Genomic DNA, 11,365 nt, shown 5'->3' on the forward strand with positions numbered 1-11,365 from the left:
GTGTCCTGCGTGTCGAGGCACACCGGCCAGGCGTCGACCCCGGCGAACTGCTTGAACAGGGCCGCCTTGCCCTCCATGACCGGCAGCGCCGCCGCCGGGCCGATGTTGCCGAGGCCGAGGACCGCCGAGCCGTCGGTGACGACGGCCACGGTGTTGCGCTTGATCGTGAGCCGGCGGGCATCGGCCGGGTTCTCCGCGATCGCCAGGCAGATGCGCGCCACCCCGGGCGTGTAGGCACGGGAGAGGTCGTCGCGGTGCTTGAGCGGCACCTTCGGGACGACCTCGAGCTTGCCGCCGAGGTGCATCAGGAAGGTGCGGTCGCTGACCTTGCGCACGGTGACGTCCGGCAGGGCGCCGAGGGACTCGGTGATCCGCTCCGCGTGGTCGGCGTCGGACGCGTCATACGTGACGTCGACGACGAGGCGGTTGTGCGTCGACTCGACGATGTCGAGGGCGGTCAGCGACCCCTTGGCCCGGTGGACCGCCTCGACGAGCCCACCCGTCGCACCGGCGGAGGACGGCGCCTCGACCCTGACCGTGACCGCGTAACCCGGGCTGGGAGCACCCATACCTCGTTCACCTCACCTCTGCGTGATTTCGTATTGCGGATACTATTGTCTGTCTCGCGGAAACTTCAAGGCCGACGGTGATCGCGCTTCTCAATGGGGCGGTAGTAGAGTTTCGGCATACGGAAACGTGAAGGAGTGCCATGCCCCCCGCCGAGTCCCCCCGCAAGCGCGCCCCCGAGAAGCGCGCGGGCGGCGTGCAGTCGATCGAGCGCGCCTTCGGGCTGCTCGAGACCATGGCCGACCACGGCGGCGTCATGGGCCTGTCCAACCTCGCCGCGGTGTCCGGGCTGCCGCTCCCCACGATCCACCGGCTCGTGCGCACCCTCGTCGACCTCGGCTACCTGCGCCAGGAACCGAACCGCCAGTACGTCCTGGGCCCCAGGCTGATCCGGCTCGGCGAGAGCTCGTCCAAGACGCTGTCCATCTGGGCCCGCCCCCACCTCGAGCGCCTCGTCGACGAGCTCGGGGAGTCGGCCAACCTCGCGATGCTCGACGGCGACCAGATCGTCTACATCGCCCAGGCCCAGTCGCACCGGTCCATGCGGATGTTCACCGAGGTCGGTCGGCGCGTCCTGCCCCACTGCACCGCCGTCGGCAAGGCGATCATGGCCGAGATGCCGGCCGAGCAGGTCCGGGAGATCCTGCAGCGCACCGGGATGCCGCGGCACACCGACAACACGATCACCGATCCCGACGACTTCGCCAAGGCCCTCGTCTGGGCGCAGGAGCACGGCTACGCGATGGACGACGGTGAGCAGGAGATGGGGGTGCGCTGCGTCGCCGTCGCCGTCCCCGACGTGCCGACCCGGCTCGCGATGTCGGTCTCCGGTCCGGCCACCCGGATGAGCGAGGAGCTCGTGGCGCGCGCCGTCCCGCTCCTCACCGCGGCGGGCGAGGCGCTCGCGCGCGACCTGGCCTGACACGCCCCGGCCTCACCCGTCCAGGTCCGGGAACACCGCCACCGCGAGCGGCCACCAGAAGAGCCGGCCGCAGTGAGCGGCATACTCCCGTGGGGTCATCCAGCGCGTCTCCCGTATGCCGCTGTCGCCGTCCGTGAGGGCGGGCGTGGTCGCGCTGAGGGTCGTCCGGTAGACCTGCAGGTATGGCGCTTCCGGAGTGATGATGTTGTCCGCGGTCAGCGGCGTGAACCGTTCGTAGCCGCACGGGACGACGGTGTCGGGGTCGACCAGCAGGCCGGTCTCCTCCCAGGTCTCGCGGATCGCGTTCTCCAGCGGGCCCTCCCCCGGCTCGCGCCAGCCGCCCGGCGAGCCCCACTGGTCCCGGCGCACGCTGTAGACCGCGGCGAAGGAACCGGCTGCGTCGCGGACGAAGAGCATCGAGGCCGCCACCCGGTCCGGGTCCACCGGCACGCCCGACAGGACGAGGTCGACATGGCTCGGGCCGTTGGGGAAGTCCACGTCGAGGTGGCGGGCCACCCCCCGGTCGCGCTTGCGCTTGCGCAGCCGGAGGCCCGAGGCGTTGAGCCGGCGAGCCAGGTCGAGCCCGTTCGTCGGGGTCGCGCCCGCCGCGACGACCTCGTGCCACCGCTCGTCGGGCACGTCGTAGTGGTCGCCGTCGAAGGCCCGGGCCGGCAGCCCGGCCCGCCGGGCGACCTCGTGCAGCTCGAGGTATGACGCGTCGCTGACCAGGTGTGCGAAGTGTCGGCCGTGCGCGGGCCAGATCGGCTGGTCGATCCACACGGTCATGCGCGCCAGCCTAGCCCGGGCGCCGGCGCTGTGGACGACGCCAACGCCAAGCAAGCTGAGGCAAATAGAGTGAAACAACCAGTTGCCGCCGGGTGAACCGGCCCGAGGTCAGGAATCGTCACCATGTCCCGATCCGTCATCGACACCGAGCGCATCGCCGCGGCGGCCGCGGACATCCGCCGGCTCGCCGACACCATCCAGTCCTCCGTCACCGAGCTGCGCGGGCGGCTCGGCTCCCTCGACGGCGCGTGGGAGGGACCGGCCAAGACCGAGTTCGTGCGGGTGATGCACGACTACCAGGGCCTGCAGGCCCGGGTGAACGAGACGTTGAGCGACATCAGCAACCTCACGTCCAAGGCGTCGGCCGCCTACCTGCAGCACGAGGACGCGACGCGGGCTCTGTTCGCCCGCTGACCTCCGCCACCGCCGTCCGGGTCACCCGCCACGGCGGCCGCCACCCCCGACCCCCGGCCGTCCCCGCAGCCCCCCGTGACGACCGGGCCCCGAGGGGCGGCTCGCATCCTCCCCGCGAGCCGTCCCTCGGACTTCACTCCTGTTTGCACCCCAGAGCACCGGGAACTGAACGGAAATCACGTCCGGGAGCGTCCGGACGCGAGGCCCCGAGGACGAGGGGAATCGATGCGCAGGTGTGGGCGATGGGTGGTGCTGCTCGGGCTCCTGGCATTGATGGCCGGGTGTGCCACCCCGGCCCTCGGATCGCAGGACTACCTGACCAAGACCAAGGACACGGCCAACGCCCTGGCGGGGGTGGCCAACAGCGCCCGGCTCGCCGCGTCGGCCTGGCTCGACGGCAAGGCGACCCGGCCTTTCGTGGACAGCCTCGTCACCCAGATGGAGGACAGCTGTGGGTCCATCAGCACCACCTACGACAGCCGACAGCCCCCCGACGCACAGTCGGCCGCCCTGAGGAAACGGGCCGACCCGGTGATCCAACAGACCTGCAGCACGATCAGTGACTTGCGCATCGCGCTGCGCAGCGGTGAGAACACCGGGGTCCGGCAAGCGGTGCATGACCTCATGACGAGCGCCGCTCAGCTCCAGTCGCTCCAGGCACGGCTGTCGTGAAGCGCCTCCTCGGGCTCACCCTCGGCGTGATGACCGCCATCGGCGGGTTCGTCGACATCGGGAACCTCGTGACCAGCGGCGTGACCGGAGCCCGCTTCTCGACCTCGCTCGTCTGGGCGGTCGTCCTCGGGACGGCCGGGATGGTGATCTACGGCGAGATGGCAGGCCGGGTCACGGCTGTCTCGCAGCGACCGGTGTTCCACCTCGTCCGAGAGCGGCTCGGGGTCCGCTTCGGGTTCCTCAACCTCGTCGCCAACCTCATCATCAACTTCATCACGATCGCGGCGGAGATCGGCGGTGTGGCCCTCGCCCTCCAGATCGCCAGCGACGTGAACTACCTGCTCTGGGTCCCCCTCGTCGCGCTCGCGCTCTGGGGCGTGATCTGGAAGGTGCCCTTCCACCGGATCGAGCAGGTCCTCGGGCTGACCGGCCTCACCCTGCTCGTCTTCGCGGTCGCCCTCTTCCTGCTGCCGACGGACTGGGCGGCGATCGGCAGGGACATCGTGCAGCCGCGGATCCCGCAGGGTGAGTACGCCAACACCTACTTCTTCTATGCCATCTCCCTCATCGGGGCGTGCGTCGTGCCGTACGAGATCGTCTTCTTCTCAGCCGGCGGCATCGAAGAGGGCTGGAAGCCCAAGAGCCTGCTCGAGATGCGCCTCAACGCGTTCATGGGCTTTCCCCTCGGCGGCCTGCTGACGATCGCCATCCTCTTCTGCTCCGCCGTCGCCCTCATGCCGCACGGCATCCAGGTCTCGACCCTCGACGAGGTCGCCCTGCCCGTCGTTCTCTCACTGGGAAAGGTCGGGCTGGCGTTCGCCCTCGTCGGCTTCTTCGCCGCGACCTTCGCCGCCGCTGCAGAGGCGACCCTGTCGATCAGCTACTCGCTCGCGCAGTACTTCGGCTGGCGCTGGGGCAAGTGGCTCGCCCCGTCCCGCGCTCCTCGCTTCCATCTCGCCTGGATGGTGGCGCTCGTGCTGTCGACCGCGCTCGTCCTCACGACGATCGACCCGGTCGAGATCACCATCACGGCCGTCGTGCTCGGCGCGATGGCCGTGCCGTTGACCTTCTTCCCCGTGCTCGTCGTCGCCAACGACCGGGACTACATGGGCGAGCACGTCAACGGTCGGCTCAGCAATACCCTCGGCACCCTCTTCCTCGCGATCATGCTCGTCGTGTCGGTCGTGACCCTGCCCCTGCTGTTCTGGACCAGAGGAGGTGCGTGATGAGGCACGCGATGGGTGCGATCGTCGACGTCAACGAGCTGCTGCTCGACCGACAGCTCTTCGACTGCAACGGTGATCCGGTCGGAAAGGTCGACGACCTGGAGTTCACCGACACCGAGGAGGGCCCCCCGGTCCTCACCGCGATCCTGACCGGACCCCTCGCGTTCGGTCCCCGCCTCGGCGGCGCGCTCGGCCTGCTCTGGTACACCACCGCGAAGCGGCTGCGCGTCGAGGCCGGCTCCAGTGCCAGGCGGATCCCCATGCGACTCATCGACCGGATCGATCGGAAGGCGATCACGCTCTCGGTCGGACGCGACGAGCTCGAGGCCGGCGGCCTACCCGAGTGGACCCGTGAGAAGGTCATCCGCCGGATCCCGGGCAGCCGGAGCAATGCGGGGGACGAACGATGAGCGAGGTGCGCCGGACGCGTGGCGTCGACATCATCGGCACTCGTGTCTACGACGCGGACGACCGGCTCGTGGGCCGGGTACATGACATCCGGATCACCCCTGGGACGCACGGGACGCCTGACGCAGGCAAGCCGGCCTACGTCATCACGGGCCTCATCGTCGGTCCGGCGGCCGTGGGGACGCGTCTCGGCTACGGACACGGTCGGATGGCGGGGCCGTGGCCAATGACCTGGATCTTCCGCTGGCTGGCCGGCCGGTCTGTCGTCGTGGACTGGTCGGACGTCGTGGAGCACGGCGAGGACGAGTATCGCCTCCGTAAGCGAGCGGGCGAGCTGCGGTCGCTGCTCGAGGTGGATCCGCTCCGCTCCGAGACGGGCGCCGGGAGGGAGGGATCGTGACCCAGACCGGCGGCATCGACATCCTCATCGCGTGGGTCGAGTTCGCGGCGATCCTCCTCGTGTTCGGCTGGCTCCTGCTCAGGCACCACCGGAACGTTCGGCGGCTCAGCAGGGAGGACCTCGACCGCGAGGAACAGCAGGCCCGCGAGGCCGGCCCGCGCTCGTTCCCCCCGGGTGCCCGCGAGGGGCGCTGAAACCGCGGTCAGTAGTAGCCCTTCCCGGCGTCGATGAGCTCCCGGACGAGGTCGAGGTGACCGGCATGCCGAGCGGTCTCCTCGAGCATGTGGTGCAGCATCCAGCGGAGCGTGGACTGGCCGGAGGGCCAGGCGGTCTGTTGGCCCACGTCGTCCAAGGAGTGCGCCGCGATGATCTCGTTGGAGCGGGCGCAGGCCTGCTCGTAGTCCGCGAGCACCTGGGCCAGGGGCACCTCGTCGACCTGCCAGTCGAGGTCGAGCTCCTCGCCGTTCTCGCCCTCCTCGAACTGGGGCCGCCCGACCGGGTCCGCCCCCAGGAAGGCGACCTCGAACCAGGTGTCCTCGACCCACCTCAGGTGCGACACGATGCCCGCCATCGTCATGAGCGGTGAGGTCGGGATGACCGACCGGTGCGCTTCCTCGTCGGTGAGGCCCTCGCACTTCCACCGCACGATCTCACGCTGCAGGTCGAGCCAGCCGACGAGCTGGGTCCGCTCGTCGGCGACGAAGGGCGGGCGGTGGCGCATCGAGTGGGTCATGCCAGCACTCTGCCAGCCACATGCGTCGGATTGACCCAGATGCGCCGCCTTGCCCGACACCTGCGTCGCATTGACGCAGATGCGTCGCCTTGAGGCAGCGCAGGCGTGTGAAGGCGACGTGCCTACAGAGCCGGCTGGGCGGCATACCTTCCGGGATGCGAAACGGGCGGCCCCCCGAAGGGGACCGCCCGTCGCGAACTGCGGGAGCCGATGCAGCAGGGCTCAGAAGCCCATCTGTCGGGGCTTCTTCCTCGACTCCGTTCCGGGCGGGTGCCTCGCAAGCTCGGCCCCCACCCTTCACTGCATCTTCGTCAGAAGCCCATGCCGCCCATGCCGCCCATGTCGTCGCCTCCGGGCATGGCCGGAGCGGCCTTCTCCGGCTTGTCGGCGATGACGGCCTCGGTCGTGAGGAACAGCGCGGCGATCGACGCGGCGTTCTGCAGCGCCGAGCGGGTCACCTTGACCGGGTCGATGATGCCGGCGGCCAGCAGGTCGCCGTACTGACCGGTGGCCGCGTTGAGGCCCTGGCCGGCCTCGAGGCCGCGGACCTTCTCCGCCACGACGCCGCCCTCGAGACCGGCGTTGATCGCGATCTGCTTGAGCGGGGCCTCCATGGCGACGCGGACGATGTTGGCGCCGGTCGCCTCGTCACCGTCGAGCTCGACCTTGTCGAGGACCTTGGCGGCCTGGATGAGGGCGACGCCACCACCGGCGACGATGCCCTCCTCGACGGCAGCCTTCGCGTTGCGAACGGCGTCCTCGATGCGGTGCTTGCGCTCCTTGAGCTCGACCTCGGTGGCCGCGCCCGCCTTGATGACGGCGACGCCGCCGGCGAGCTTGGCGAGGCGCTCCTGGAGCTTCTCGCGGTCGTAGTCCGAGTCGGAGTTCTCGATCTCGGCCTTGATCTGGTTGATCCGGCCCTCGATCGCGGAACGGTCCTGTGCGTCCTCGACGATGGTCGTCTCGTCCTTGGTCACGACGACCTTGCGGGCCTTGCCGAGCAGGTCGAGGGTCGCGTTCTCGAGCTTGAGGCCGACCTCCTCGGAGATGACCTGGCCACCGGTGAGGATGGCGATGTCGCCGAGCATGGCCTTGCGGCGGTCACCGAAGCCCGGCGCCTTGACGGCGACGGACTTGAAGATGCCGCGGATCTTGTTGACGACGAGCGTCGCGAGGGCCTCGCCCTCGATGTCCTCGGCGATGATGAGCAGCGGCTTGCCGGACTGCATGACCTTCTCGAGGAGGGGCAGCAGGTCCTTGATGTTGCCGATCTTGGAGTTGGCGACGAGGACGTAGGCGTCGTCGAGGACCGTCTCCATGCGCTCGGTGTCGGTGACGAAGTAGGCCGAGATGTAGCCCTTGTCGAAGCGCATGCCCTCGGTCATCTCCAGCTCGAGGCCCATGGTGTTGGAGTCCTCGACGGTGATGACGCCTTCCTTGCCGACCTTGTCCATCGCCTCGGCGATGAGCTGGCCGATCTCCTCGTCCGCCGCGGAGATGCTCGCGGTCGAGGCGATCTGTTCCTTGGTCTCGATCTCCTTGGCGGAGTCGAGCAGCGCGGTCGTCACGGCGTCGACGGCCTTCTCGATGCCGCGCTTGAGCGCCATCGGGTTCGCGCCGGCGGCGACGTTGCGCAGGCCTTCCTTGACCATGGCCTGGGCGAGGACGGTGGCCGTCGTCGTGCCGTCACCGGCCACGTCGTCGGTCTTCTTGGCAACTTCCTTGACGAGCTCGGCGCCGATCTTCTCGTACGGGTCGTCGAGCTCGATCTCCTTGGCGATGGAGACACCGTCGTTGGTGATCGTGGGGGCACCCCACTTCTTCTCCAGGACGACGTTGCGGCCCTTGGGGCCGAGCGTCACCTTGACGGCGTCGGCGAGGGTGTTCATGCCCCGCTCGAGGCCGCGGCGCGCCTCTTCATCAAAAGCGATGGTCTTGGCCATTCGGTGGTTCCTCCACGCGAATCGAAAGGTGGGTGGTCCGCGTGTCGCCCGCGACGGACGGGGCGGGCCCTCACAGCTCACGTCGCTGCAAGCACCAACCCCTCGGCACACGGCCCGGTTCTGTCACTCCTGCACTCAGAGTGCTAATGCCATTATTGGCACTCTCCCCTCGAGAGTGCAAACACATGTATGCCGCTCCCCGCGGGCCGGGTGGGCCGGAGGCCCGGCGAGCGGGAGGCCCGGCCACCGGAGGCAGCATGGGCGCGAGGTCAGGTGGTCGAAAGGTCAGGCGATGGCGGCGCGGAGGCGAGCGGCATACGTCGCGGCCTCTTCGGCGTCTGCGTACTTCGTGCGCGGCCAGAAGAAGCCGCGCAGCCCGTCACCCCGCGTGCGCGGCACGACGTGGACGTGCAGGTGCGGCACCGACTGGCTCACGACGTTGTTGACGGCGACGAAGCTGCCCTGGGCGCCGAGGCCGCGCACCACGGCGCCGGCGACCCGCTGCGCCGCCTCGACGAGGCCGGCGTGCAGGTCGGCCGGCAGGTCGAGCAGGGTCGGGACGTGCCGCCGTGGGACGACGAGGGTGTGGCCCTTGAAGACGGGCCGCTGGTCGAGGAACCCGACGTAGTCGGGCTCGTCGAGCACGAGGTCGGCGGAGACCTCACCGGCGGCGATGGAGCAGAAGGCGCAGTCCACAAGGGCCACCTTCCCACGCTGCCGCACCACGCTGACGTGCAGTCAGCCCATCGGCCGCATCACCGTCGCGGTCAGAGGCAGACCCACACGACGACGACTCGGCACGTGCGCCCTGGGGTCGGTGACGACGTGGCGGAGGAACTCGGGGCGGCCGGGGTGCTCGAGGTCGGCGAGGGAGAGGGCGACGACGGCGCGGGCGCACTCGTGGTAGCCGGGCTGCTGGGCGACGTGGGCCGGGGTGTCCCCGTCGGCGTCATCCGTTCGGTCGGATCCGGCGACATGGAGGGGTCCGCCGGCTCGGGGCGCGTCGGCCGCGGCGAGGCCGCTCTGGACACCTGCGTCGGCGCGGAGGGAGCAGCGGAGGAGTACGGACGGCCGGCCGGCCCTGGCGCACCGGCACTCGGTGAGGCGGGCGATGTGGGAGACGTCGTCGGGCCGGCAGACGCGGCGGCCGACGGAGCCGGTGTCTCGGCGCTCGGGCCGCTCATCGTCGTGGAGGTGGCCGCCGTCCGGTCCGACCAGTCCGGCGCGGAACCGGTCGGCGGAGGCGGCGCGGACAGGGCGTTCGGCCCCGAGCGGCCGGCCACGATCCAGCCGGTCAGGAGGGTGACGAGCAGCACCGCGCCGAGCACGGCAGGAGTCGCCACGAGCATGCGGCGGCGCCGTTGACGGCGTCGCTCCGCGAGCTGCCGGGCTCGGATCTGCGCGCGCATGGCGCCTCACGCTATCGGGTCGCTAGCGTTGTGGCATGTCGACAGCCCCGTCTGGGCCCCGTCACGGCTTCGTCGAGGTAGCCGACCGCGTCTTCCACGCCCGCTTCCCGCAGTGGGACGTCGGCGTGGGTCTGGTGCTCGGGCGCGACGGCGCCGTCGTCATCGACACCAGGGCGAGCGGCGTCGAGGGAGGCGAGGTCGTGACGGCGGTTCGGGAGCAGTTCCCGCACCTGCGGATCGGTCACGTCGTCAACACCCACGTCCACTTCGACCACACCTTCGGCAACATCGCCTTCGCCGGCGCGACGATCCACGCCCACGACCACGTCGCCCGGGACCTCGAGTCCGATGCCGAGCGGATCAAGGGCCTGTTCGCCGCCGACCCGGGCGACGGGCCGGAGCTCGGCTACACGGCCGCGGACGTCGCCGACGTGCTCGCCACCCGCCTGCGGGGGCCCGACCGGACCTTCGCGACGAGCGCCACGATCGACCTCGGCGACCGGGTGGTGACACTGGCTCACCGTGGCCGCGGCCACACCGACGGCGACATCGCCATCGAGGTGCCCGACGCCGACACCGTCTTCCTCGGCGACCTGATCGAGGAGTCGGCTCACCCGTCGCTCGGCTCAGACTCCTGGCCGCTCGAGTGGTCCGAGACCCTGACCTCGCATCTGGGCTGGATCGGCCCCGCGACCGTTGTGGTCCCCGGCCACGGACGACCCGTCGACGAGGCGTTCGTCCGCGGGCAGCGCGACGAGCTGCGCAGCGTGGGCGAGGTGCTCCGCGAGCGCCGCCTGGCCGGTATGCCACTGGCCGACGCCCAGCGCGAGCCGGACGGCCGGCTCCCCTACCCACTCGAGCACCTCGCCGCCGCTGCGGCGTGTGTCTGGGCGCAGCTCGACCCCGAGGCCGAGCCCGCCCGCTGAGCACCAACTACCGCGCCACGGCCGGATTCTCGGCGGTCCCCGCAGCGCCCCGCCGCCAGCGGGCCGGAGCCTGCAGCCGCTCGAGCGGCAGGAAGGCGAGCAGGCAGATCGCGGTCGGCAGGAAGTGGATCGTGAGGAGCAGGTAGGTGCTCGCGTGGAAGCAGATCCAGAAGCCGACGAAGGCATAGAGCAACCGCCCCCGCAGCCACAGCATGAGCGGCGACAGCAGCTCGAGGGCGAAGACGGTCCACTGCATGACATGGGTCAGCAGCGGCTGCGTCGAGAGCCACTGGGCCGGCTGCGCACCGCGCCGCGTCAGTGCCCACACCAGGGTCGCCGAGCTGCCCCAGAGCCAGCCGCCCTCGCGGATCTTCGCGATCGCGGACAGGAAGTACGTCGACACCGCCGCGACCTGCACCAACCGCAGCGCCCACGTCGCTGCCTCCGACCGCACCGACTCGGACCACTGGGCCGTGCCGACACTCGGCAGCACGAAGAGGGCGACCACCAGCGCGAAGTGGTCGTGGTCGACCTTGCCGTACGACATGCCGTTGCTCAGCCAGTCGAGCATGCCGACCGCGCAGGTCCACCCCGCGAGGCGGGGCAGCCGTCCCGCGGCGGCGACGACGGCGCTGACGATGATCACGACGAACAGGACGCGGACGTAGGTCGCTGACGGCGCCGGCAGGTGCAGCAGGTCGCGCACCGGCAGCGGCCGGTACAGCGCGGCCGGCACGTCACCGTGGTCGATCGGGTCGGTGACGAAGAAGAGGACATCGAGCAGGACGATGAGGTAGACGGCTGCGCGCAGCCGTGCGACCCGAGCGAGCGGGGCCGGGGTGAAGACCCACCGCCAGACCGGACCTCGCCGCGTCTCGTGGCTCTCCGGGTCGAGGCGCCGCGCCGCGCGGGGGGTAAAATTAATGGGGGGGAGAGGGGGCCGGTCCCCCGCCCCCCCC

General features: G+C 70.5%; 14 protein-coding genes and 1 pseudogene. 9 read left to right on the plus strand and 6 right to left on the minus strand.

Translation table 11 applies throughout. The features are described from left to right. Positions 1 to 569: pseudogene (locus ACTHJJ_RS05915) on the minus strand (NAD-dependent malic enzyme); the annotation flags it as partial. Between the two features lie 140 nt (positions 570 to 709). Between ACTHJJ_RS05915 and ACTHJJ_RS05920 the strand changes: the two are divergent. After that, positions 710 to 1,489, plus strand: coding sequence for an IclR family transcriptional regulator (locus ACTHJJ_RS05920; protein WP_440302010.1), 780 nt, complete (start codon positions 710 to 712; stop codon positions 1,487 to 1,489). A 12-nt stretch (positions 1,490 to 1,501) separates the two neighbouring features. Here ACTHJJ_RS05920 and ACTHJJ_RS05925 read toward each other — a convergent pair whose 3' ends face one another. Further along, positions 1,502 to 2,275: a DUF4031 domain-containing protein gene (locus tag ACTHJJ_RS05925; protein WP_440302011.1), complete on the minus strand. Its 774-nt coding sequence runs from the start codon at positions 2,273 to 2,275 to the stop codon at positions 1,502 to 1,504. A gap of 123 nt (positions 2,276 to 2,398) precedes the next feature. Here ACTHJJ_RS05925 and ACTHJJ_RS05930 point away from each other — a divergent pair, with 123 nt between their 5' ends. From ACTHJJ_RS05930 to ACTHJJ_RS05955, 6 genes are all read left to right on the plus strand, one after another. Next, entirely contained in the window at positions 2,399 to 2,689 is a 291-nt protein-coding gene (locus ACTHJJ_RS05930) for a WXG100 family type VII secretion target (protein WP_440302012.1), read from the plus strand. A gap of 225 nt (positions 2,690 to 2,914) precedes the next feature. Then, a complete protein-coding gene (locus ACTHJJ_RS05935) occupies positions 2,915 to 3,361 on the plus strand; it encodes a hypothetical protein (RefSeq protein ID WP_440302013.1) in 447 nt (148 codons plus the stop codon). Beyond that, positions 3,358 to 4,587, plus strand: a complete 1,230-nt coding sequence (locus ACTHJJ_RS05940) for an NRAMP family divalent metal transporter (RefSeq protein WP_440302014.1) — start codon at positions 3,358 to 3,360, stop codon at positions 4,585 to 4,587. Before ACTHJJ_RS05935 ends, ACTHJJ_RS05940 begins: the two co-directional genes overlap by 4 nt. Continuing rightward, entirely contained in the window at positions 4,587 to 4,997 is a 411-nt protein-coding gene (locus ACTHJJ_RS05945) for a hypothetical protein (protein ID WP_440302015.1), read from the plus strand. Before ACTHJJ_RS05940 ends, ACTHJJ_RS05945 begins: the two co-directional genes overlap by 1 nt. Continuing rightward, on the plus strand, positions 4,994 to 5,395 hold the full coding sequence (locus ACTHJJ_RS05950; protein ID WP_440302016.1) for a PRC-barrel domain-containing protein: 402 nt from the start codon (positions 4,994 to 4,996) through the stop codon (positions 5,393 to 5,395). The genes ACTHJJ_RS05945 and ACTHJJ_RS05950 overlap by 4 nt, the downstream gene beginning before the upstream one ends. Continuing rightward, positions 5,392 to 5,589: a hypothetical protein gene (locus ACTHJJ_RS05955; RefSeq protein ID WP_440302017.1), complete on the plus strand. Its 198-nt coding sequence runs from the start codon at positions 5,392 to 5,394 to the stop codon at positions 5,587 to 5,589. The genes ACTHJJ_RS05950 and ACTHJJ_RS05955 overlap by 4 nt, the downstream gene beginning before the upstream one ends. An 8-nt stretch (positions 5,590 to 5,597) precedes the next feature. Here the strand turns inward: ACTHJJ_RS05955 and ACTHJJ_RS05960 are convergent, their stop codons facing one another. The 3 genes from ACTHJJ_RS05960 to ACTHJJ_RS05970 form a co-directional block, all read right to left on the minus strand. After that, the gene (locus ACTHJJ_RS05960; protein ID WP_440302018.1) at positions 5,598 to 6,128 is read right to left on the minus strand and encodes a DinB family protein; all 531 of its coding nucleotides are present in this window, start codon (positions 6,126 to 6,128) and stop codon (positions 5,598 to 5,600) included. A 311-nt stretch (positions 6,129 to 6,439) separates the two neighbouring features. After that, on the minus strand, positions 6,440 to 8,071 hold the full coding sequence (groL, locus tag ACTHJJ_RS05965; RefSeq protein WP_440302019.1) for a chaperonin GroEL: 1,632 nt from the start codon (positions 8,069 to 8,071) through the stop codon (positions 6,440 to 6,442). Between the two features lie 285 nt (positions 8,072 to 8,356). Next, a complete protein-coding gene (locus ACTHJJ_RS05970) occupies positions 8,357 to 8,776 on the minus strand; it encodes an HIT family protein (RefSeq protein ID WP_440302020.1) in 420 nt (139 codons plus the stop codon). Positions 8,777 to 8,896: 120 nt separating this feature from the next. Here ACTHJJ_RS05970 and ACTHJJ_RS05975 point away from each other — a divergent pair, with 120 nt between their 5' ends. Further along, the gene (locus ACTHJJ_RS05975) at positions 8,897 to 9,436 is read left to right on the plus strand and encodes a hypothetical protein (RefSeq protein WP_440302021.1); all 540 of its coding nucleotides are present in this window, start codon (positions 8,897 to 8,899) and stop codon (positions 9,434 to 9,436) included. A gap of 79 nt (positions 9,437 to 9,515) precedes the next feature. Continuing rightward, entirely contained in the window at positions 9,516 to 10,406 is an 891-nt protein-coding gene (locus ACTHJJ_RS05980; RefSeq protein ID WP_440302022.1) for an MBL fold metallo-hydrolase, read from the plus strand. Between the two features lie 7 nt (positions 10,407 to 10,413). On the opposite strand, the gene ACTHJJ_RS05985 is transcribed toward ACTHJJ_RS05980, so the two are convergent. Beyond that, positions 10,414 to 11,365: hypothetical protein (locus ACTHJJ_RS05985; RefSeq protein WP_440302023.1), on the minus strand; the 952-nt coding region annotated here is incomplete at its 5' end.

The sequence above is a fragment of the Intrasporangium sp. genome, from assembly GCF_051961875.1.
Classification (GTDB): domain Bacteria; phylum Actinomycetota; class Actinomycetes; order Actinomycetales; family Dermatophilaceae; genus Intrasporangium_A.